This is a genomic window from Sphingomonas sp. JC676 (assembly GCF_014489075.1).
GTDB lineage: Bacteria > Pseudomonadota > Alphaproteobacteria > Sphingomonadales > Sphingomonadaceae > Sphingomonas.
Genome location: NZ_JACTGR010000001.1, coordinates 1,015,244 through 1,036,682, shown reverse-complemented (window position 1 = coordinate 1,036,682; position 21,439 = coordinate 1,015,244). Strand labels below are relative to the sequence as shown.

Sequence of the window (21,439 nt, the reverse complement as noted above, 5' to 3'; positions counted from 1 at the left end):
GGGGATGGACATGATGACATCCCGCGAGGCGCGTGGAAATCACTGGAGTCGTATCGATCGAAGGGGGCAGGAAATGACGGTCCGCATCAAAGCAAAAGCCGATCCTGACGGAATCATCCGCATAAAATGCGGCAATGATATAATCGAAATCGATTTGAGCGACGACGACTGGCCTTCCACGCCTACACCGGTGTCTCCCTCAAACCCGGCCGATGATCCTTATACCTTCTATGTCGCCGATCCTTTCGCGGCCGACGGAATCGTAAAAATCGTGGAACAACTTAATGTTGTACGTGCCGATCCCACCCAGCTCGATCCGAGGATTGTGAGCTTCGTTCCGCAAGCTGCGCTTGACGTCCATGACGTAGCGCGGCTGGTGCATGGCGTGGAGAGCGTGTTGCCGGATGCGACGCTGGCGTTCGATCTGAGCGGTGGCGGAAAATGAGCGACGGCCCCACTGGATCGAACGGGGCCGAAGCGGCGTCGGCGAACCTGCGTGAGACCGCTAAATGGCTTGTGGGCGGAGTTGTCGCCACCTCCGCCGGCGTGTTCGCCGGCAGCTCGCTGACCCGGCTGGGGTCGCTCGATTCCCCGGAAGATGTTCCACGCCTTTTGATCACGCTGACCGGAGCGCTGGTCGGATTCGCCGCGCTGGGTCTGATCATGGAATATGCGATCGCGGTCCTTCGCGTAGATCGGCTCAGCCTTCGCCAACTCGCCGAAGCCGGCGACAAGGAAGGGGACCTCGTTGCCACGCGCACCCGGATCGAGGATCTGTTCCGAGGGCGGCTGGTCGGAAAGACCACGTCGCTGGCGGAGATGACCGCTCGGATCGACGCCGCGGTGGAAACGCATGAGGATGCCGCTAGCAAGGCGTTGCTCGCCGACGCGAAAACGCGGCTGCCCCAAATCATGGGCATGGCGCAGTTCGTCCATGTACGCCGCCGGTTCGACGCGCTGGTATCGCGTCTGCGGTGGACCAGCGTCCTGGCCATTCTCGGCTTCGGTGTGTTCGCCTGGGGAGCCAACCCGCCCGAACGACCTCCGGCGGCGCGCCCGCCGCTTCTAGTCGTCAATCCACGTTAGCGCGCGGCGGCAATTGTTCCCGCCCGAAGACCGGTCTATGGGCCCTAGATGCACATACATGGCCTGATCGAGGACTCTGCCGCCCTCGCCAATCTCTGCTCCCGCTTCGCCACCAAGCCCTATATCTGCGTGGACACCGAGTTCATGCGTGAAAACAGCTATTGGCCCGAGCTCTGCCTGATCCAGATCGCCGACGATGAAGAGGCCGCCGCGATCGATCCAATGGGCGGCATCGACATGCAGCCCTTGCTCGACCTGATGGTGAACAACGAGGACGTGCTTAAGGTATTCCATGCCGGCGGGCAGGATATCGAGATCGTCTACAATCTCACCGGCAAGACCCCGCATCCGCTGTTCGACACCCAGGTCGCCGCGATGGCGCTGGGGCAAGGCGAGCAGATCGGCTATTCGAACCTGGTCGACACCTATCTCGGCATCACCGTCGACAAGGGCGCGCGCTTCACCGACTGGGCGCGCCGCCCGCTCGACAAGCGCCAGATCGACTATGCGATTTGCGACGTGACCTATCTCTCCGAAATCTTCCCGCGGATGCTCGACAAGCTCCGCAAGACCGGGCGTGGCGCCTGGCTCGACCAGGAGATGGAGCGGCTCGCCGATCCGGAGAATTACCGCAACGATCCCGATCAGGCCTGGCAGCGCGTCCGCGTCTCCAGCCGCAAGCCCGAAGTGCTCGGCCGCCTCAAGGCGCTCGCCCGCTGGCGTGAGATCGAGGCGCAGGGCAAGGATCTGCCCCGCGGCCGCATCATCAAGGACGAGACGCTCGCCGATCTTGCCGGCACGCCGCCCAAGAAACAGGCCGATCTCGGCCGGGTGCGCGGGCTATCCGCCGCCTGGGCCGGCAACGATATCGGCGGGCGGCTGATGGCGGCGCTGGAAGCCGCGACTCCGATGTCGGGCGCCGAGCTGCCCCCGCGCGACGATCGCAAGCCCTCGCTCGGCAAGGACGGGGCGCTTGTCGCGGATCTGCTCAAGCTGCTGCTCAAGATCCGCGCCAAGGAAATCAATGTCGCGGCACGCCTGCTCGCGCGCTCGGAGGATCTCGAGTTGCTCGCCGCCGGCCAGCGCGACAAATTGCCGATCCTCGAGGGCTGGCGTTACGAGCAGTTCGGACGCGACGCAGTGGCTCTGGTCGAGGGTGAACTGGGCTTTACCGTCCGCAACGGCAAGCTCAAGATGACCCGAACGGAGGAACAGCCATGATCCGCTTCGCCATTCCGCTGATCGCGCTCGCAGCGGGCGGCTGCACGCATGACGGCCGTCCCGAGATGCCCGCGCCGGGGGTCCAGTGCGACGCCAACGGCCTGGGCCGTTTCGTCGGCCAGCAGCGCGGGCCCCGGGTCGAGATGCGCGCCAAGCGCGTTTCCGGCGCGCGGACCGTCCGCTGGCTCGAGCCGGGCTCGGTCATGACGATGGATTTCCGCGCGGATCGGCTGAACATCAATGTCGACAAACGCGGCCGGATCACCGGCGCGCGCTGCGGCTAAGCCTCGAGCACCGGCGTCCTGCTGAACGCGGCGGCGAGCGCCTTGTGGCGCTTCTCCACCGCTTCGCCATACAGCGCCTCGTCGATCGGCTCGAGACACAGGGCCAGCTCATCCTCGTCGAGCCGGACATGCGAGCGTTTGAGCGGTGCCGCGACGCCGCCGCTCAACCGCTGGCCGAGCCGCATCGCGAGTCCCCACAATTTGGCGCGGTGCAGCGCCTCGGGTCCGGCAAGCCGGCTGAGCGGTTCGGGCGTCTCCATCGTCCCGCCCAGCGACGTGAACAGCGCCTGGGCGATGATCGCGCGGCCGGTCGAATCCACGCCCACCCAATTGCCGTGCAGGCCAATCTCCATGCCGCGCTCGGCCCGGAATTCCGGGTTCGCGCGCCAGCCGACATCGGCGAGCAGGCATGCCGCATGGCGCAGCCGGGCAAGCTCTTCCGTATCGTCGTCGAACAATGGCGTAACCCATGCGTCGAGCAGGTCGCCATGCTCGGCGAAGCGGCCCAGCCGCTGGCCTTCGTCGCGCGCCGCAACGATCAGCGGATCCTCCTGCCGCTGCTGGATCGACAGGCGCTGGAACAACAGCCCCTCGCGCAAGCCGTACGCCGAAACCACCGTGCCGTTGCTGCCGAGATGCTTGAGCACGCTCCCCAGCAATGCAGTCGCGTTGCCCAAGGTCGGCACGCGCGCGCTGGAGAGATCGGGGATCGACTTGAGTTCGGACTTGGAGACCAGGCCCAGCATCCGCCCCAGCTCGGCGACACGCTCCACCGAGAGCGGGTATTGATGGATGATCGGCAGCGGATAGCCCGACAGGTGCATGTCGAGCTTGGCGAGCGAGCGCCACGACCCGCCGACCAGATAGAAGGGCAGATCCTTGCCCCGCCCTCTCCAGCCCGCCTCGTCGATCAGCTTGCCCACCTGCCGATCGAGCGCGCCCTTGCCCTGGGCGCGGATTGCTTCGAGCCGCAGTACGCCGAGCGGGAACGACACGCGGCCGGTAACGGTGCCCGCCACCACGCGCACCAGCTCGAGCGAGCCGCCGCCCAGATCGCCGACGATCCCGTCGGCATCGGGGATGCCCGAAAGCACGCCCATGCCCGAAGCGGTCGCCTCTTCCTCGCCCGAGAGCAGTTCCACGTCGAGGCCCAGCGCCTCGGCGGCATCGATCAACTCAGAGCCGTTGGAGGCATCGCGCACCGCAGCGGTCGCCACCGTCCGCAGCTCGGTCACCTGCATCTCGCGGGCCAGCAGCGCGAACCGGGCGAGCGCCGCCCGCGCCATCGCGAGGCTCGCCGCCTCGATCGTGCCGGTCTCGCTCAGCCCGCGGCCGAGCCCGGCCATTACCTTTTCGTTGAACAGGATCGCCGGCAGCCGCGCCGCGCCTTCATAGACGACCAGACGCACCGAGTTGGAGCCGATATCGATGATCGCGATGCGCGGCGTGACCGGCGCACTGTCCTGCCGTGGCTTGCGGAGGAAAAGGGTCGTAGCCACCGCGTCAATTCTCCTTCTTGGGAGAACGTCGCCGGCGAAGCGATAGTTTCGGCACCGGCTTGCGCGATTCGAGCGCGGCGCCGCGGCCCGAAAGCGAAGGGTTGGTCATGAAATAGCGGTGCAGGTTGAACGCCCCGTCGGTCGGCTCGATGCGGAGGTAGCGGCCGTCGGACTGGAGCGCCCAGCTCTGCTCGTTGTCTAGCAGATTGGCGACCATCACCTGGTCGAGGATCTGGTCGTGCACCGTCTTGTTGAGGATCGGCAGCATGAACTCGACGCGGCGGTCGAAATTGCGCGGCATCCAGTCGGCCGAGGAAATGTAGAGCTTGGCGCCGTCGCTCGGCAGCCCCTTGCCGTTGCCGAATGCCCAGATGCGGCTGTGCTCGAGGAAGCGCCCGACGATCGACTTGACGCGGATATTCTCGGACATGCCGGGCACGCCGGGGCGTAGGCAGCAGATGCCGCGGATGATCATGTCGACCTCCACTCCCGCATTGCTCGCCTCGTAGAGCTTCTCGATGATCGCCGGATCGACGACCGAGTTCATCTTGGCCCAGATCGCGCCCGGGCGGCCCGCCTGGGCATGCGCGATCTCCTCGTCGATCAGCTCGACCAGGCGGTTGCGCAGGTCGCGCGGGGAGATGCCGAGCAGCTCCAGCCCATGCGGCTCGACATAGCCGGTGACGTAGTTGAAGATCTGCGCGGCATCACGGCCGATCCGCGGATCGGCGGTGAAGAAGCTCAGATCGGTATAGATGCGCGCGGTGATCGGGTGATAATTGCCCGTGCCGAAATGGCAGTAGGTGCGGAAGCCATTGCCTTCGCGCCGCACCACCATCGAGACCTTGGCATGGGTCTTCCAGTCGATGAAGCCATAGACGACCTGCACGCCGGCGCGCTCCAGCGCAGTCGCCCAATAGAGGTTCTGCTCCTCGTCGAACCGCGCCTTGAGCTCGACCACCGCCGTCACCGACTTGCCGGCCTCGGCCGCCGCGATCAGCGCGTTGATCACCGCCGGCTGCTTGCCTGCGCGATAAAGCGTCTGCTTGATTGCGACCACGTCCGGGTCGGCTGCGGCCTGGCCCAGGAACGAGAGCACGACATCGAAGCTCTCGTACGGGTGGTGGACGACGATGTCCTTGGCCTTGATCGCCGCGAAGCAATCGCCGCCATATTCGCGGATCCGCTCCGGGAAACGCGCCGAATAAGGCGGGAACTTCAGGTCGGGCCGATCCTCCTCGACCAGGGTCGCCAGATCGCCCACGCCAAGGAAGCCGCCGGTCTCGGTCAGCAGTGCCTCGCTGCCGCCCAGCTCTTCCTTGAGTACCGCCTCCAGTTCGGGGTCGATGCCGTCTTCCATCTCGAGACGGATCACCCTGCCCCGCCGGCGCCGCTTGATCGCGGAGCGGAAGGTCAGGACCAGATCCTCTGCCTCTTCCTCGATCTCGATGTCGCTGTCGCGCAGCACCCGGAACGCGGCCGATCCGAGTACGTCATAACCAGGGAACAGCACTGGCGAGAAATGCTTGAGCATCGTCTCGACGGTCACATAGCGCGCGGGCTCGCCCGGCAGCCGGACGAAACGCTTCATCGTCGTCGGCAGCAGCACCAGCTCGCGGATCGGCTCGCGGTCCGAACGACGGACCAGGTTGAAAATCACGCTCGAACCCTGGTTGGGGATGAACGGGAAGGGATGCGCGGGGTCGAGCGCCTGCGGAGTCAGGATCGGGAAGATCTGCTCGCGGAAATGGTTGGCGAGCCACTCCTCGGTCTCGCCCTCGATCGCGTCGGGCTCGAGCACGGTGATGCTGGTTTCGGCCAGTTCCGCGCGGATGTCGATCCAGACGCCCTGCTGGCTGTCCGCCAATATCTCCGCCTCGGCCGAGATCGCGGCAAGCTGTTGCGCCGGGGTCAGCCCGTCGGCCGAATGCGCTTCGATATTCTGGAGCTGCTGTCCCATCAGGCCCGCGACGCGGACCATGAAGAACTCGTCGAAATTGCTCCCCGAGATCGACAGGAAGCGTAGCCGCTCGAGCAAGGGGTGCGCGGGATTGAGCGCCTCCTCCATCACGCGGCGGTTGAAGGCGAGCCACGAAAGCTCGCGGTTGAAGAAGCGCTGGCGGGCATCCGCCGGCGCGGTGCGCGGCGTATCCTGCAATTGTCGTGGTGCGGTGGCAGCCTTGGTCATTCGATCTCGCTAGCGTCCGATTGCGTCAAAAGGCTTGCAGCCTCCAATGTGGCGCGCACCGTCGGGATCGACAAGCGTTGGGTGCCTTCGGTTTCGAGGGCGTCCGCCACCCGCAGCACTGCGATATGGCTGCGTTCGACTCGCTTGGCGATCCACGCGATCACATCGGGCTTCGCATGCAGCAGATGCCGCGCGAATGCACGCTCCAGCAATTGCGGGATGAGCGAATCGTCGGGCGGCCCGATCTCGAGCAGCGGCGATGCCGCCAGCCGCGAGCGCAGATCGGGAAGCCGCACCACCCAGGCCGGAGGCGCCGCATCGGCGACGATCAGCAGTGGGCGGTGATCGGCCTGCGCCTGGTTCCAGGCGTGAAAGATATCCGCCTCACGCATCCGTTCAGCATCGTCGATGATCGTCGCGCCGGTCTTGGCCGCGAAGATCCGCGCGAGCAGGCTCCGCCCCGATTTGCGCGGACCGACGAGCAGGGCCGCCATCACCGGCCAGGTCGCCCAGCGTTCGAGCTGTTGGACCGCGCGCAGGTTCGATTCACCGACCAGGAACTCCGTCTCGCTCGCCTCGGGCAGGCCGAGTGGCAGGCGTAGCTGCTGGGTCATTGGCCTCGGGGCGTCGCCGTTGCCCGGGGGGTCGGGCCGCTTCTTGGCGTTGCCGTCGCCTGGGGCGATGGCGTCGCGGCAGGTGCCGGCCCGCCTCTCCGGATACGAAGGACGCCGGGTCCCTCCTGCACACTCCACCCGCGCGCCTCCAGCGCCGCGCGCAGGCTGGCCTGCGATCCGTCATAGGAAACGCGCATCACCGAGATTCCGCCCAGCGCCAGGCTGGTCGTGTTGGCCGAGCGCATGCCCGGCATGCCGCGTACCGCCGATTCAGACGCGGTGAGCGATGCCGCGGTCGGCGTATCGATCTGCACGGTCAGGTTCGTCGTCGCCGCGGCCTCTGCCGTGGGTGTCGGCGTGGGCATGGCTTCCTCGGCGGTGGCCTCTTCCGCAGCCTCGGGCGAAGGCGGCCGCGTGGCGAGCAGCGAATCGGTGCGCAGCGCGCCGCTCGACAGCGCCTGCTGATAGGCCGTGTCCATCCGCTGGATACCCGCGTCGAGCAGAGTGTCGATCGCGTCGCCATTGTCGACGCGCAGCGCGAAGCTGGTCACCGGCCGCCGATCGGGCCCGTGCATCGCCGAGAAGATGCCGACGATCGGCCCGCCCGGATAGTCGCGGCGCAGCTGCACCTCGGCGACGAGCACGTCCGACGCGCCATATTGGTCGAGCACGGTGCGCCACCAGTTGCGCCCGCGTCGCAGCGTCTGCCCGGCATTGATCAGCAGCGAATCGGGGCCGGTCCCGCGCAGCCGCACATAGTCGATCGTGCTGCCGCCGGCGCGGAAGCGGTTCCACGCCCGCGACCAGGCGGTCTCCCGCTCGAATACCTGGCCAGCGCCTCCCGAAAATTGCAGCGGTACCAGAAGCATTGGCGGCGAGCGGGTGAGCGCGACCGAGACGCCGAGCATCTGTCCCGCGCGATTGCGATCAAACAGCACGCCCAGTTTGGCGATATAACGTTTCGGCCCGATCTGCTCGCGCTCGACGACGATGCCGGTGACGAGCGAATCGAGCGTCGAATCGGACAGGCTCGATTCCTTGCCGGTGAGCCGCCGGGCGAGAATCGCCCAGCCCTTGCGCTGTGCGATGCGCCAGCCGCCCAGCCGCGCGGTGTCGGCATCCTTGCCGCTGACGTCGACGGTTACGCCCGAAACCTCGAAGCTGCCCGACGCGTCGATGGGTACTGCGCTGGCGCCGTTGCCCGGCGCTTGCGCCATCACCCCGGCGACTCCGCCAAGGGCGAGCAGCGATGTGATAGCAATGGCGAGGAATGGGCGGCGGAACTGCATGCGGGGGCCCTTTTGACGAACCGGGCGTGGAAATCCAAGCGCGTTGTGGTTAGGGCCTGCGCCCATGAGCGAGAATGAACCGGGCGAAGGCCCCTACACCTATGCCCAGGCGGGCGTTTCGATTGCCGCGGGGAACGCGCTGGTGCGCGCGATCGGCCCCTTGGCGCGCTCCACCCGCCGTCCCGGCGCGGATGCCGATCTGGGCGGCTTCGGCGGCATCTTCGACCTGAAGGCGGCCGGCTTCACCGATCCGCTGCTCGTCGCCGCGAACGACGGCGTCGGCACCAAGCTCAAGCTTGCGATCGATGCCAACGCGCATGACGGCGTCGGCGTCGATCTTGTAGCGATGTGCGCGAACGACCTGGTCGTGCAGGGCGCCGAGCCGCTTTTCTTCCTCGATTATTATGCGAGCGGAAAGCTCGACAATGCGGTCGCCGAGCGCGTCATCGCCGGAATCGCCGAGGGCTGCCGCCAGGCCGGCTGCGCGCTGATCGGCGGCGAGACCGCCGAGATGCCGGGCATGTATGCCGCGGGCGACTATGATCTCGCCGGCTTCTGCGTCGGCGCGGTCGAGCGCTCGCAGCTGCTCGACGGCAGTGCGATCCGTCCCGGCGACGTAGTCCTCGGCCTCGCCTCCACCGGCGTCCATTCCAACGGTTTCTCGCTGGTCCGCCGGCTTGCCGCCGACAAGGGATGGAAGCTCGAACGTCCGGCGGTGTTCGACCAGGACGTGCTGCTGATCGACGCGCTGATGGCGCCCACCCGCATCTATGTGAAGAGCCTGCTCCCGCAGGTTCGCAAGGGCGCGATCCACGGCCTGGCGCACATCACCGGCGGTGGTCTGCTCGAGAATGTCCCGCGCGTGCTGCCCAAGGACTGCCACGCCCGCATCGAGGCCGCCGCCTGGCCGCTCCCCCGCCTGATGGCATTCCTCCAGGCCCAGGGGAATATCGAGCCCGAGGAAATGGCGCGCACCTTCAACTGCGGCGTCGGCATGGTGGCGGTGGTCGCCGCCGCGAATGCGGACGCGGTCGCGGCCGAGCTCAGCGCCGCCGGCGAAACCGTTCACCGCATCGGCACGATCGAAAGCGGCGAGCGCGGCTGCACCGTATTCGGCCCCGCCGAGACCTGGAGCGCGCGCAGCGACTGGTCCGCCACGCACAATGGCTAGGCGCCGGCTCGGAATCCTGATCTCGGGCCGCGGCACCAACATGGCCGCGCTGGTCGAGGCCTCCCGCGCCGAGGATTGCCCCTACGAGATCGCGCTCGTCGCCAGCGACAGGCCCGAAGCGCCGGGCCTGGCCTGGGCGCGCGAGCGGAAGGTGCCGGTCTTCGCCCAGTCGCCCAAGGGCATGCCCAAGCCCGATTATGAGGCCCGAATCGACGCCGCACTCCGCGAAGCCGGCGTCGAGGCCATCGCCCTTGCCGGCTATATGCGCCTCCTCTCCGACGATTTCGTGCACGCCTGGCGCGGGCGGATCGTCAATATCCACCCTTCGCTGCTGCCCAGGTACAAGGGGCTCGACACCCATGCGCGCGCGATCGAGGCCGGCGACAGCCATGCCGGCACCTCTGTCCATATCGTCAACGAGGAACTGGACGGCGGCGAAGTGTTGGGCCAGGCTGAGGTCGCCATCCTTCCCGGCGACACGCCCGAAACCCTCGCCGAACGCGTGCTGGCGGAGGAACATCGCCTCTATCCGAAGGTAATAGCGGAATGGCTGACGCGCTGAGCACCGAACCCGATAGCGCCCTTGCAAAGGTGCGCGAACTCGCGCTCGACTTGCCCGAGACCAGCGAGAAGCTGTCGCACGGCCAGCCCACCTTCTTCGTCGCGGGCAAGCAGTTCGCGCAGTTCCGCCATGACCATCATGGCGACGGCCGCACCATCGTCGCGGTCAAGACCGCCGACGAGGAGGATCTGGCGCTGATCGAGGCCGCGCCCGAACTCTATTCGCGCGTCGCCTATTTCGGTCGCGGGTGGGTCGGCCTTGCGATCGGGCTGCCCGACACCGACTGGGCGCATGCCGGAGACCGCATCGCGCGGAGCTGGGAACTCGCCGCCCCGCGCCGCCTGTTGGAGGCCGGCGGGCGCTGACCTCCCGATCTGCGGCGCATCTCCTTTTATTATTGGGGATATTTTCCCCTCTTCCCGAGTTGAGTTTCCCAAGCGTTTTGCGGCTAAAGGCGCCGCCCGACTGGGAGCGCGCGATGATGGAAGAAGAACCCTCTCCGCATCTGCCCGAAAAGCATGGTGGTGTTGCTGCGGCCGAGGAAGGCCAGGTGATCCTCGACGGGCCCAACGGGGTCGCCGTGGCGATGACTCCCGAAGCTGCCGAGGAAACCGCGCGCAGCCTGTTGTCGGCCGCCGAGGAAGCCACCCACCAGCGCGACGCCGAAGCACATCCCAGCTGAGTCGTCCCCTTGCCCGAAGGCCCAAGCGCCCGCGATAAGAGGCGCCGATGATCAAGGTCGCCAGTTACAACATGCGCAAGTCGATCGGCACCGATCGGCGCCGGCGCCCCGAGCGCACGCTCCAGGTGCTGTGCGAGATCGGCGCCGATGTCGTGGCGCTGCAGGAGGCCGATCGCCGCTTCGGCACGCGCGAGGCGGTGCTCGGCGGCCACCTCCTGGCAGAACATAGTCCGTGGAAGGCGATCCCCTTCGGCGTGCGTGCGCGGTCGATGGGCTGGCACGGCAACGCGCTCCTGGTGCGTCAGGACGCGCAGGTGCTCGATTGCGAGGCGATCCACCTGCCCGCGCTCGAGCCGCGCGGTGCCGTCATGGCGGATGTGCGCATCCACGGAGAGGTGCTACGCGTCGTTGGCATGCATCTCGATCTCTCCGGCCTCTGGCGCCGCCGCCAGGCACATGCGATCCTTGCGCATCTTGCCGCGAGCACGCGACAATATCCCACAGTGATGATGGGCGACCTCAACGAATGGAGCGCGGGCTCCGGGTGCCTGCGCGATTTCGCCGCGCACTTCCAGTTCGCCCCAACCGGCAAGAGTTTTCATGCCCGCCGTCCCGTCGCGCGGCTCGATCGCATTATGGCGTCGCACGACCTGGAGATCTCCGCCGCCGGCGTGCATGACACGCCGTCTTCGCGCACCGCCTCCGATCATCTGCCCATCTGGGCAACGGTCGCACCGCGTTGACCCAGGCCCGCGACAAGGAGCTGCGCCTCGCGCTGGTCTGCTATGGGGGCATCAGCCTCGCCGTCTACATGCATGGCATCACCAAGGAAATCTGGCGGCTGGCCCGGGCAAGCTGTGCCGCGCGCGACGGTGAAGGCCCGGGCGGAGTCTATCGCGAACTGCTCGAGGAGATCCGCGATACCGCCGGCATCAATCTGCGCGTGCTCGTCGATATCGTCTCGGGCGCCAGCGCGGGCGGGATCAACGCCGTGTTCCTCGCCCAGGCGATCGCCAGCGGCCAGTCGCTCGATCCCCTGACCAATCTGTGGATGGAGCATGCCGATGTCGAGGCACTGCTCGACCCCGGCCATGCTCCCGCGCACCGCTTCGCCAAGATCTGGGCGACCCCGATCGCCTGGTGGATGGCCAATCGCAGCAAGACGATCGACGAGACGGTCGAGGCCGGCGCCCGGGCGGAGGTCCGCCACAAGCTCGAACGCTTCGTCCGCTCGCGCTGGTTCGAGCCGCCGTTCGGGGGCAAGCGCCTGCTGGGCACGCTGTTGAATGCCTTCGACGCGATGGCCAAAGGCCCGATCGACCGCCGCCTGCTGCCCCCTGGCCAGCCGCTCGACCTGTTCGTCACCGTCACCGATTTCCGCGGCCATCCCGAAGCGCTGCGGCTCAATTCGCCGCCGCAGGTGATCGAGACCGAGCACCGCCTGGTCTTTGCCTTCACCGATCACGGACTCGAGCGGCGCGATTTCGCGCATCCGGCCGAGCTCGCCTTCTCGGCGCGCGCCACCTCGAGCTTCCCCGGCGCCTTCCCGCCGCTCACCGTCACCGAGATGGACGAGGTGCTCGCCGAGCGCGGCGACGCCTGGCCGGGCCGCGACGCGTTCCTCGAACATGTCCTGCCCCAGCAATGGGCCGACAACCGCGCCGAAAAGGCGGTGCTGATCGACGGTTCGGTCCTCGCCAACGCGCCGTTCGGCCCGGCGATGGAGGCACTCCGCGAACGTCCCGCCCGACGCCAGGTCGATCGCCGCTTCGTCTTCATCGATCCCTCGCCCGACATGCGCTTCGATTTCTACGGCCGCCCGCAGGAGATGCCCGGCTTCTTCCAGACGATCATCGGTGCGCTTTCGGAACTGCCCCGCGAACAACCGATCCGCGACAATCTGGAGGCCATCGCCCGCCGCTCGAACCGGATCGAGCGCATGCTCGCGATCGTCGCCGAGATCCGCGCCGAAGTCGAAACCCAGGTCGAGGGGCTGTTCGGCTATACGTTGTGGCTCGACTATCCGACGCCCAAGCGCATCGCCACCTGGCGTCGCCGCTCGCAGGTCGCCGCCGCCGCCAAGGCGGGCTACGGGCACACCGCTTATGGCCTGCTCAAGGTCGACGGTGCGATCGACCGCATCGCGCAATTGCTCCACACGATCGGCGACCGCCACAGTCCCGAGCGATTTCGCGAGATCCGCGAGGCGGTCGCGCAAGCCGTCCAGTCGCGCGGCGCGGACCGGTTCGGCGCGACGCTCTCCAACGGCGCATCGCCCCATACGCTCGAGTTCCTGCGCAGCCACGATCTCGGCTTCCGCATCCGGCGGCTGCGCCTGCTCGCCCGCCGCCTTACCGAGATCGATCTGCCCAGCTCGCATGCCGAGCTGATGCCGATGCGCGAGGCGATCTACGAATCGCTTGCGGCCTATCTCGAGCTCAAGCGCTCGGACACCTTCGCCGATATGCGCGACCAGATCCGCACGATGACCGACGATGCCGGACCGATCCTCGACGTCCTTGCCGAGCGGATGCGCCTGAAGGAACTCGACGGCGTCACCGATACGCGCCTGTCCCAGGGGTTCAGCGCGCTGTCCAAGGAGCTGCGCCGCCCGATGCTGCTCGCGCATCTCGGCTTCCCCTTTTTCGACATCGCCACTTTGCCCTTGCTCCAGGGCGAGGGGATGGACGAGTTCGATCCTATTCGGGTCGATCGCATCGCCCCCGACGATGCCTGCTCGATCCGCAAGGGCGGCGCCGAGGCGACGCTCAAGGGCATCCAGTTCAACAGCTTCGGCGCCTTTTTCAGCCGCGCCTATCGCGAGAACGACTATCTCTGGGGCCGCCTGCACGGTGCCGAGCGGCTGATCGACATCGTGCTTTCCACCCTGCCGCTCACCACGCGCCTCCCCGAGGAACGCGTCGCCGTGATCAAGCGCAGCGCCTTCATCGCGATCCTCGACGAAGAGGAGCCGAGCCTCAAGGCCATTCCCGGCCTGTTCCGCGAACTGCGTGCGGAAATCGGCTGAGTCTGGCAAAGCGCGCCTCGGCGGCTTAGAGTTGCCCCCGTTTGTGACGCGGAAGGGAGCGGAATGCGGTTTCTCAAGGTGCTGTTCTGGCTCCTGCTCGGCGGTCTGTTCGCCGCGTTCGTGATCTACAATGGTGACGAGCGCGTCAGCATCCAGCTCTGGGGCGGCCTGATCGCCGATTTCAGCCTGCCGCTGCTGCTCATCCTGGTCTTCCTCGCCGGCTTCCTGCCCTCGCTGATCGCCTATCAGACGCTGCGCTGGCGGATGCGGGCGCGTTTCGCGGGGCTGGAGCGCGCGCTTGCCGATCTGCGTGCGGTCAGCCAGCCCACCGGCCCCGTTTTCGAGCCGCTTCCCGCAGACGGCCCCCAGGCGCCGCCGCTGATCAGCGTACCGCAGTCATGAGCTCACGGATCTTCGTTGCGCTCGACACGCCCGACATGGAGCGTGCCAAGCTGCTCGCCAAGCGCGTCCACCACCATGTCGGCGGGATCAAGCTCGGCCTCGAATTCTTCATGGCGAACGGCCGCGCCGGCGTGCACGAAATGGCGGAGATCGGCCTGCCGATCTTCCTCGACCTGAAGTTCCACGACATCCCCAACACCGTCGCCAAGGCGGTGCAGGCGCTGCGTCCGCTCGAGCCGGCGATCATCACCGTCCATGCCGCCGGCGGCCGCGCGATGCTCGAGGACGCCAAGGCGGCCGCGCCGCTCGGTACCAAGGTCGTCGCGGTGACGATGCTTACCAGCCTCGATGACCGCGATCTCGTCTCGATCGGCCTCAGCGGCGATCCGCACGAGCAGGTGATGCGCCTGACCGAACTGGCCAAGTCGGCGGGCGTCGACGGCATCGTCTGCTCGGGCGAAGAGGTCGCCTCGGCCAAGGCGATCTGGCCGCAGGGCTTCTTCGTCGTTCCGGGCGTCCGCCCCGCCAACGGCTTTGCCGGCGATCAGAAGCGCGTCGTCACGCCGCGCGCCGCGCTCGATGCCGGCGCCTCGATCCTGGTGGTCGGCCGCCCGATCACCCAGGCCGAGGATCCCGACCAGGCCGCCCGGGCGATCGAGGCGACGCTCTAGAGACAATTCCAGCAACAGGGGGAACGGCGATGGTGCGGATTGCGGGTTTCGGTGTGCCTGCCCTGTTTCTCGCGATCTTCGGCCTCCACGCCGCCGCACCCATCCAATCGGCCAGCTTCGATTGCGCCAAAGCCAGCCACCCGCTTGAAAAGACGATCTGCGCCAGCTCGAAGCTCTCGAAGCTCGATGGCGAGGTGGCCGCGCTCTACCGCGCGCGGCTCGCGCTGATCTTCGACAAAGAAGGCTTCCGGGGCCAGCAGCGCGACTGGCAGCAGATCCTGCGTACCCGCTGCACCAGGACCTGCGACGCCAAGGCGGTCGAGGCCGACTATGTCCAGCAACGTGACTCGCTCCGCGCGCCGCTCCCGGAGAGTTACGAGGCGAGCTACAAGACCGCCGATGTCGGCACGCTGACGATCACCCATGTCGATGCGCGGCAGTTCGATTTCAGCTTCACGCGCGATCTCGAAGGCGAGACGCTCTGCAAGCTGCCGGCGAATGACAGCGAGCCCGGCGCCATCGCCACCCTCGCCTCTCCCGCCAAGGCGAGCTGGACCTCGGGCGCGTGCAAGGTCGATTTCCTGCTCGCCCGCGACAAGACCGGCCATGTGTCCCGCATCGACACGCTCGCCTCGCCGGGCTGCAAACATTACTGCAAGGCCAATCACGGCGTCAGCGACGTCTTCCTGCCCGCCAACACCTGGGTCGCGGGCAACCAGTAACATTTTTTGGTCAGCGGACGCTCAGGGATGAAATCAACGCCGTTTACGCTCGCTCGTCGCCCGTTCGACCAGCCGCGGATAATACGGCCTCTTGCGCAGCTGTTGGAGCTCGGCGCCACGAAGCGCGACGAGCTGCCGATACGCTTTCGGACAGGCGCTCGCTGGAGAGCCAAGCTGCGGAACCGCATCGGTCCAAAAGCTTTCCAGGGCAAGCGTCACCGGATGTCCGCGGTCGGCGAGTAATTTGGCAGGTCCGGGCGGCGAAGAGGAAACATATGGTTGTGTGACTCGCGCCACGTCTGCGAACTTATAATAGCCTGTCCCACGTTCGCCTCTGTCGCTCAGTAGCAGAAAAGCTTTGTCGCGGTCGGCACGCGGGACGGCCGTTCGCAGACGGCTCGCGAAACCGCTGCGAAACTCAGCGCTGCAGTCATGATTGTAGGAGTCGAGCGGCCCGCGCGTGAACCGCCCGGATATGAAATCTGAGAGCGTGTCTCCGTCGAGGCCGTCGAGCTCGCTTCCCGAGAACGCGCGTAGGAGCATCATCTCCATCGGCATGGACGGCCCATCGCCATCGCCGCCGGGCCCACAGCCGGTTTTGTCCGCATACCATTCGCGAATATTGGGAATAAGTAACACCGCCAGGCCGTTCGCGCTGTCGATCGTTCCCGCTCGAACGCCCTCACGAAATTTCTGCTGCCTGACTCGGACGGCGACGATGCGCTCCCGCTCTTTTTGCTTCTTCCGGGCCGCTACCTCCGCCTTGGTGCCACTGTAGACCGGTGCAACAACGAAGCAGGCGTTTGCGCTTGCGGGAATGAATAATGAGAAGGCGGCAACAGCAATAATCGGGTGCGCGCAGTGGCGAAATGGCAAGGCCTTGAACCAAGCCACGAGAGTTTCGGCGACAATCTACGATAGGAAGCCATGTTGCCAGCCTAGCGCGACGCTGAACCACCGCAAGTAGGTCGCTAGCGGAGATACCGCCAAGTCTCGGCAGTTGTGCCAATGCCCGAATCGATGACGCGCATATGACGGAAGATTCGACCCAATTCCCGATTGGGGACAGGCGTGTCGGGTTGCCGCTCCGTCCGGGCCATGCTGTTGCGGAAACACCTCGTTAACCAAGGATCGCCTCCATGACCCGTCTCTTCGTGCTGCTCGGCGCGCTCTTCTCGCTCGTCAGCGCCGTCCCGGCCTCGGCTGATCCGTTGCGCTACACCGTCACCGGCGCCAGCGGCGTTTTCGCGAGCTTCATGCTTGACGATCACCCCACGCCCGATCCGCTCACGCTCGAAAGCTATGCCTTCTTCCTGTTCGACGCCCCCGGCACCTATGCGGACGGTTCGACCACCGCGGGGCTGAGCTTCTATGACGATTCCGCGCTTGGCGGCATCTCGATCGTCACCTGGAACGGTCTGACGATCGATCTCACCGGTATGGCGCTTTTCACCAGCAGCACCGCGACGCCAGCCCTGTTCGCCTTCGGCCCGACCCAGTTTACCGAAGCCGGCGGCGCCACCTACACCATCTCGGCCGTAGCGGGCGTACCCGAGCCGGCAAGCTGGGCGATGCTGGTGCTCGGCACCGGCATGATCGGCGTCGGCGTCCGTCGCCGCCGCGCGCAGGCCGCGCTCATCTGACCCCAATGCGCAAGCGGAATGGAGGGGCTGCCCGGGTTCGCGCCGGCAGCCCTTTTTTGTCGCGGCCAATCCCAGTAGAGGCGCGGGCATGTCGATTACGATCCGCGTCGCCACCCGGGAGGACCTGCCCGCCCTTCACCCCGTCATCGAGCGCGCCTATCGCGGCGAGACGGCGCGACAGGGCTGGACGCACGAGGTCGACCTGAACATCGACGGGACGCGCACGGACATCCCGACCCTTGCGGCGATCGTTGACGATCCGGCGCAGCGCCTGCTGATCGCAGAAGCGGACGAGCAGCCGATCGGGTGCGTGCAGGTGAGCCACAAGGGCGACGGCCTCGCCTATCTCGGCCTGCTGTGCGTCGACCCCACGCTGCAGTCGGGTGGGCTAGGCAAGCAGCTCGTCTCGGCAGCCGAAGCGACCGCGCGCGACGCTTTCGGCGCCCGGGCCGTGGAAATGACTGTGATCGACCGTCGTGCAGAGCTGATCGCCTTCTACGAGCGCCGCGGCTATGCCGTTTCGGGCGAGAAGCGCGATTTTCCCGTCCCGCTCGATCCACCCCTGTTCATGGACGTCTTGGTCAAGCCCCTCTGATGCCCGTCACCGCCAAGATCTGTGGCCTTTCGACGCCCGAAACGCTCGACGTGGCGATCGCGGGCGGGGCGAGCCATGTCGGCTTCGTCTTCTTCCCGCCTTCGCCGCGCAATCTGGGCTTCGACCAGGCCCGCGCCCTCGTCGCGCAGGTACCGAGCCATGTCACCAAGGTCGGCGTCTTCGTCGATCCCGACGAGGCAATGTTGAACGCCGCCATCGCCACCGGCCTCGACGCGGTCCAGCTCCACAAGGTCACGCCCGAGCGCGCCGCCGCGATCCGCGCGCGCATTCCGGTGTGGGTTGCCGTCGCGGTCAAGACCAGCGCGGATCTCGCCGCTGCCCTGCCCTTTGCTGGTGCCGTCGACCGCATCCTGTTTGACGCCAAGACGCCGGACAGCGCCGCCTTGCCCGGCGGCATGGGCCTGCGCTTTGACTGGAGCCTGCTCCAGTCCTATCGCCACACCCAGCCATGGGCGCTTTCGGGCGGTCTTGACCCCATCAATGTCACCGAAGCGATCCGCGTCACCGGCGCCACTTTGGTCGACGTCTCTTCGGGAGTGGAATCCGCACCGGGCGTCAAGGATGTGGACAAGATCGCCGCATTCCTTAAAGCCGTGTCGCTCTCATGACCGCACCCAATTCCTATCGCGCCCAGCCTGACGAGCGTGGGCATTTCGGCCGGTTCGGCGGACGTTTCGTCGCCGAGACGCTGATGCCTTTGGTCCTCGATCTCGAGCGCGAATATCGCGCGGCCAAGGCCGATCCCGCCTTCAAGGCCGAGTTCGACGATCTGCTTGAACATTACGTCGGAAGGCCGTCGCCGCTCTATTACGCCGAGCGGCTGACCGAGCATTACCGCGAGGGTGCCCCGACCGGCATGGGCGCGAAGATCTATTTCAAGCGCGAGGAGCTGAACCACACCGGCGCGCACAAGATCAACAATTGCATCGGCCAGATCCTGCTCGCCCGCCGCATGGGCAAGACGCGGATCATCGCCGAGACCGGCGCCGGCCAGCACGGCGTCGCCACCGCCACCGTCGCAGCGCGTTTCGGCCTGCCCTGCACGATCTTCATGGGCGCCAAGGATGTCGAGCGGCAGAAGCCCAACGTCTTCCGCATGAAGCTGCTCGGCGCGGAGGTGACTCCGGTCACGTCGGGTGCCGAGACGCTCAAGGACGCGATGAACGAGGCGCTGCGCGACTGGGTCGCAAACGTCCACGACACCTTCTACATCATCGGCACCGCCGCAGGCCCGCATCCCTATCCCGAGCTGGTCCGCGATTTCCAGAGCGTGATCGGCATCGAGACGCGCGAACAGATCCAGAAAGCCGAGGGCCGCCTGCCCGACCTGCTGATCGCCGCGGTGGGCGGCGGATCGAACGCGATCGGCCTGTTCCACCCCTTCCTCGACGATCCGGACGTCGCGATGCTCGGCATCGAGGCAGCGGGCCACGGCATCGAGACCGGCCAGCATGCCGCGAGCCTCACCGGCGGCGCCGCGGGCATCCTTCACGGCAACCGCACCTATCTGCTCCAGAACGAGGACGGCCAGATCACTGAGGCGCATTCGATCTCGGCAGGGCTCGACTATCCGGGCATCGGCCCCGAGCATAGCTGGCTGCACGAGAGCGGCCGGGTGAAGTACGAGCCGGTGACGGACACCCAGGCGCTTGATGCGTTCCAGCTCTGCTGCAAGCTGGAGGGGATCATCCCGGCGCTGGAAAGTTCGCACGCGCTCGCAGCTTTGGAGACCAAGGCCCGGGAAATGCGCGACGACCAGATCATCGTCGTCAACGTCTCGGGCCGCGGCGACAAGGACATCTTCACCGTCGCCGAGGCTCTGGGGTTCGATCTGTGAGGGCGTTACGAACGATTGCAGGCGATTTTGCGCTGTTCTTCGGCGTCATCATCGCTGTCAAACTCTTCGATTCCTTCGTGATACATTGGACAACTTTTACCTCTGCTGCGCTGATCGACGCCTTCGTTATCTCACTTATCGTCGCGGTTGGCCGCTGGCTTGTCTTCGGTAAGCGCGCATGAGTCGCCTCTCCGCCGCCTTTCCGGCCGATCGCGCCGCGCTCGTCACCTTCGTCACCGCCGGCGACGGCCCGACCGCCGCGATCCTCGACGCGCTGGTCGAGGGCGGCGCCGATGTGATCGAGCTCGGCATGCCCTTCACCGATCCGATGGCCGACGGGCCCGCGATCCAGGCCGCCAACCTGCGCAGCCTCGGCGCCGGCACGCGCACCGCCGACGTGCTCGCCATCGCCGCCGCCTTCCGCCAGCGTCACCCTGGCGTGCCGCTGGTGCTGATGGGCTATGCCAACACGATGACGCGGCCGACACCGGAAGCCTTCGCCGCAAAGGCAGCCGATGCGGGCATCGACGGCATCATCTGCGTCGATATCCCGCCAGAAGAGGCCGACGAGCTCGCTCCCTTCGGCGCGCACGGCCTCAGCGTCATCCGCCTCGCCACCCCGACCACCGACAAGGCGCGGCTTCCCGCGGTGCTCGAAGGTGCCTCGGGCTTCCTTTATTATGTCTCGGTCGCCGGCATCACCGGTCTCCAGCAGGCCGCGCAAAGCTCGATCGAGGACGCCGTCGCGCACCTCAAAGCCGCCACCGACCTGCCCGTCGCGGTCGGCTTCGGCGTTCGCACCCCCGAACAGGCCGCCGCGATCGGCCGCGTCGCCGACGGCGTCGTGGTCGGCTCGGCGATCGTCGAGCTGGTCGGCAGGCACGGCGTGGATGCGCCCGCCGCCGTCCGCGCCTATATCCAATCCCTCTCGGCAGCCATCGCTGCCGCACGCAAGGAAGTCGCATGAGCTGGATCAGCCGCGTCCGCAACGCGCTCGCCTATGTCACCACCAAGGGGGCCGATTCCTCCGACTCGCTCTGGCACAAGTGCAAGGGCTGCGGGCAGATGGTGTTCATCAAGGAGCTGGAGGACAATCTCTACGTGTGCCCGCATTGCGAGCATCACGAGCGGATCGGCCCGGCGCTGCGCTTCCGCTATCTGTTCGACGACGGCAACCACACGCTGCTGCCGAGCCCGCGCGTGGTCGACGATCCGCTCAAGTTCCGCGACCAGAAGCCCTATCCTGCGCGCCTCAAGGCCGCCCGCGCCGCGACCGGCGAGCCCGACGCGTTCCTCAATGCCTCGGGCAACATCCTCGGCCACAAGGCGGTGGTCGGCGTCCAGGATTTCGCCTTCATGGGCGGATCGATGGGCCAGGCGGTCGGCGAGGCGTTCATCTCTGGCGTTGAAGCCGCGATCGCCGCGCGCGCACCCTATGTCGTCTTCACCGCCTCGGGCGGCGCGCGCATGCAGGAGGGCATCCTCAGCCTGATGCAGATGCCGCGCACCACCGTGGCGATCGAGATGCTCCACGATGCCGGCCTGCCCTATATCGTCGTGCTCACCGATCCGACTTCGGGGGGCGTGATGGCCGCTTATGCGATGCTGGGCGACGTCCAGATCGCCGAGCCGGGCGCGACTCTAGCCTTCACCGGCCGCCGCGTGATCGAGAACACGATCCGCGAGAAGCTGCCCGACGATTTCCAGACCTCGGAATATTATCGCGACCACGGCCTGGTCGACATGGTCACGCACCGCAAGGAACTGCGCGAGACGCTCGGCCGCTTGATCGGGCTGCTCAGCGACCGCCGGGCGGCAGCGTGAGGCATATTTAAGCCCCTCCTCTTCAGAGGAGGGGTTGGGGTGGAGGAGTCTTGGCAAGCATGGCGTGCGTGAATACTGCCCCACCCCAACCCCTCCCCTA

25 protein-coding genes are annotated in these 21,439 nt (G+C 66.7%); 20 read left to right on the top strand and 5 right to left on the bottom strand.

The features are described from left to right. Positions 1–73: 73 nt before the first annotated feature. The 4 genes from IAG41_RS04885 to IAG41_RS04870 are packed head-to-tail and all read left to right on the top strand — an operon-like array spanning position 74 to position 2,591. Positions 74–445, top strand: a complete 372-nt coding sequence (locus IAG41_RS04885) for a hypothetical protein (RefSeq protein ID WP_187727413.1) — start codon at positions 74–76, stop codon at positions 443–445. Next, positions 442–1,086 (top strand): hypothetical protein, encoded by a 645-nt coding sequence (locus tag IAG41_RS04880; RefSeq protein ID WP_187727412.1) that lies wholly within the window; start codon positions 442–444, stop codon positions 1,084–1,086. The genes IAG41_RS04885 and IAG41_RS04880 overlap by 4 nt, the downstream gene beginning before the upstream one ends. A gap of 48 nt (positions 1,087–1,134) precedes the next feature. Beyond that, positions 1,135–2,307 carry a ribonuclease D gene (rnd, locus tag IAG41_RS04875; protein WP_187727411.1) on the top strand — a complete coding sequence of 391 codons (1,173 nt, stop codon included), beginning with the start codon at positions 1,135–1,137 and terminating at the stop codon, positions 2,305–2,307. Next, positions 2,304–2,591, top strand: coding sequence for an I78 family peptidase inhibitor (locus IAG41_RS04870; protein WP_187727410.1), 288 nt, complete (start codon positions 2,304–2,306; stop codon positions 2,589–2,591). The genes rnd and IAG41_RS04870 overlap by 4 nt, the downstream gene beginning before the upstream one ends. Here the strand turns inward: IAG41_RS04870 and IAG41_RS04865 are convergent. Genes IAG41_RS04865 through IAG41_RS04850 form a run of 4 tightly spaced genes read right to left on the bottom strand, consistent with a single transcriptional unit; the run spans position 2,588 to position 8,181 of the window. Further along, the gene (locus tag IAG41_RS04865) at positions 2,588–4,090 is read right to left on the bottom strand and encodes a Ppx/GppA family phosphatase (protein WP_187727409.1); all 1,503 of its coding nucleotides are present in this window, start codon (positions 4,088–4,090) and stop codon (positions 2,588–2,590) included. The genes IAG41_RS04870 and IAG41_RS04865 overlap by 4 nt on opposite strands. A gap of 4 nt (positions 4,091–4,094) precedes the next feature. Next, positions 4,095–6,278 carry an RNA degradosome polyphosphate kinase gene (locus IAG41_RS04860; RefSeq protein WP_187727408.1) on the bottom strand — a complete coding sequence of 728 codons (2,184 nt, stop codon included), beginning with the start codon at positions 6,276–6,278 and terminating at the stop codon, positions 4,095–4,097. Continuing rightward, positions 6,275–6,892, bottom strand: a complete 618-nt coding sequence (locus tag IAG41_RS04855; RefSeq protein WP_187727407.1) for a DnaA ATPase domain-containing protein — start codon at positions 6,890–6,892, stop codon at positions 6,275–6,277. Before IAG41_RS04855 ends, IAG41_RS04860 begins: the two co-directional genes overlap by 4 nt. Continuing rightward, the gene (locus IAG41_RS04850) at positions 6,889–8,181 is read right to left on the bottom strand and encodes a heavy-metal-associated domain-containing protein (protein ID WP_262408446.1); all 1,293 of its coding nucleotides are present in this window, start codon (positions 8,179–8,181) and stop codon (positions 6,889–6,891) included. The genes IAG41_RS04855 and IAG41_RS04850 overlap by 4 nt, the downstream gene beginning before the upstream one ends. A 64-nt stretch (positions 8,182–8,245) precedes the next feature. On the opposite strand from IAG41_RS04850, the gene purM reads away from it, so the two are divergent. From purM to IAG41_RS04805, 9 genes are all read left to right on the top strand, one after another. Then, a complete protein-coding gene (gene purM, locus IAG41_RS04845) occupies positions 8,246–9,352 on the top strand; it encodes a phosphoribosylformylglycinamidine cyclo-ligase (RefSeq protein WP_187727405.1) in 1,107 nt (368 codons plus the stop codon). Continuing rightward, the gene (gene purN, locus IAG41_RS04840) at positions 9,345–9,914 is read left to right on the top strand and encodes a phosphoribosylglycinamide formyltransferase (RefSeq protein ID WP_187727404.1); all 570 of its coding nucleotides are present in this window, start codon (positions 9,345–9,347) and stop codon (positions 9,912–9,914) included. The genes purM and purN overlap by 8 nt, the downstream gene beginning before the upstream one ends. Continuing rightward, entirely contained in the window at positions 9,899–10,279 is a 381-nt protein-coding gene (locus IAG41_RS04835; RefSeq protein ID WP_262408445.1) for an MmcQ/YjbR family DNA-binding protein, read from the top strand. Before purN ends, IAG41_RS04835 begins: the two co-directional genes overlap by 16 nt. Positions 10,280–10,392: 113 nt before the next feature. Further along, positions 10,393–10,596 carry a hypothetical protein gene (locus tag IAG41_RS04830; RefSeq protein WP_410468062.1) on the top strand — a complete coding sequence of 68 codons (204 nt, stop codon included), beginning with the start codon at positions 10,393–10,395 and terminating at the stop codon, positions 10,594–10,596. A gap of 47 nt (positions 10,597–10,643) precedes the next feature. Continuing rightward, a complete protein-coding gene (locus IAG41_RS04825) occupies positions 10,644–11,339 on the top strand; it encodes an endonuclease/exonuclease/phosphatase family protein (protein ID WP_187727403.1) in 696 nt (231 codons plus the stop codon). Next, positions 11,336–13,624, top strand: a complete 2,289-nt coding sequence (locus IAG41_RS04820; RefSeq protein ID WP_187727402.1) for a patatin-like protein — start codon at positions 11,336–11,338, stop codon at positions 13,622–13,624. Before IAG41_RS04825 ends, IAG41_RS04820 begins: the two co-directional genes overlap by 4 nt. 63 nt (positions 13,625–13,687) lie before the next feature. Then, positions 13,688–14,026: a LapA family protein gene (locus IAG41_RS04815; protein ID WP_262408444.1), complete on the top strand. Its 339-nt coding sequence runs from the start codon at positions 13,688–13,690 to the stop codon at positions 14,024–14,026. Continuing rightward, complete coding sequence (gene pyrF, locus IAG41_RS04810; protein WP_187727401.1) at positions 14,023–14,697, top strand: orotidine-5'-phosphate decarboxylase; 675 nt, start codon at positions 14,023–14,025, stop codon at positions 14,695–14,697. Before IAG41_RS04815 ends, pyrF begins: the two co-directional genes overlap by 4 nt. A gap of 29 nt (positions 14,698–14,726) precedes the next feature. Beyond that, positions 14,727–15,419, top strand: a complete 693-nt coding sequence (locus IAG41_RS04805; protein WP_187727400.1) for a lysozyme inhibitor LprI family protein — start codon at positions 14,727–14,729, stop codon at positions 15,417–15,419. A 33-nt stretch (positions 15,420–15,452) separates the two neighbouring features. Here IAG41_RS04805 and IAG41_RS04800 read toward each other — a convergent pair whose 3' ends face one another. Then, positions 15,453–16,313, bottom strand: a complete 861-nt coding sequence (locus tag IAG41_RS04800) for a hypothetical protein (RefSeq protein ID WP_187727399.1) — start codon at positions 16,311–16,313, stop codon at positions 15,453–15,455. Positions 16,314–16,558: 245 nt separating this feature from the next. Here IAG41_RS04800 and IAG41_RS04795 point away from each other — a divergent pair, with 245 nt between their 5' ends. The 7 genes from IAG41_RS04795 (at position 16,559) to accD (ending at position 21,339) form a co-directional block, all read left to right on the top strand. After that, on the top strand, positions 16,559–17,062 hold the full coding sequence (locus IAG41_RS04795) for a PEPxxWA-CTERM sorting domain-containing protein (RefSeq protein WP_262408443.1): 504 nt from the start codon (positions 16,559–16,561) through the stop codon (positions 17,060–17,062). Positions 17,063–17,150: 88 nt separating this feature from the next. After that, positions 17,151–17,657, top strand: coding sequence for a GNAT family N-acetyltransferase (locus IAG41_RS04790; RefSeq protein ID WP_187727398.1), 507 nt, complete (start codon positions 17,151–17,153; stop codon positions 17,655–17,657). Beyond that, positions 17,657–18,286 carry a phosphoribosylanthranilate isomerase gene (locus IAG41_RS04785; RefSeq protein WP_187727397.1) on the top strand — a complete coding sequence of 210 codons (630 nt, stop codon included), beginning with the start codon at positions 17,657–17,659 and terminating at the stop codon, positions 18,284–18,286. The genes IAG41_RS04790 and IAG41_RS04785 overlap by 1 nt, the downstream gene beginning before the upstream one ends. After that, on the top strand, positions 18,283–19,515 hold the full coding sequence (gene trpB / locus IAG41_RS04780) for a tryptophan synthase subunit beta (RefSeq protein WP_187727396.1): 1,233 nt from the start codon (positions 18,283–18,285) through the stop codon (positions 19,513–19,515). Before IAG41_RS04785 ends, trpB begins: the two co-directional genes overlap by 4 nt. Continuing rightward, positions 19,512–19,697, top strand: a complete 186-nt coding sequence (locus IAG41_RS04775; protein ID WP_187727395.1) for a hypothetical protein — start codon at positions 19,512–19,514, stop codon at positions 19,695–19,697. Before trpB ends, IAG41_RS04775 begins: the two co-directional genes overlap by 4 nt. After that, positions 19,694–20,482 carry a tryptophan synthase subunit alpha gene (gene trpA, locus IAG41_RS04770; RefSeq protein WP_187727394.1) on the top strand — a complete coding sequence of 263 codons (789 nt, stop codon included), beginning with the start codon at positions 19,694–19,696 and terminating at the stop codon, positions 20,480–20,482. The genes IAG41_RS04775 and trpA overlap by 4 nt, the downstream gene beginning before the upstream one ends. Then, positions 20,479–21,339, top strand: a complete 861-nt coding sequence (gene accD / locus IAG41_RS04765) for an acetyl-CoA carboxylase, carboxyltransferase subunit beta (protein ID WP_187727393.1) — start codon at positions 20,479–20,481, stop codon at positions 21,337–21,339. The genes trpA and accD overlap by 4 nt, the downstream gene beginning before the upstream one ends. The last annotated feature ends 100 nt before the right edge of the window (positions 21,340–21,439 follow it).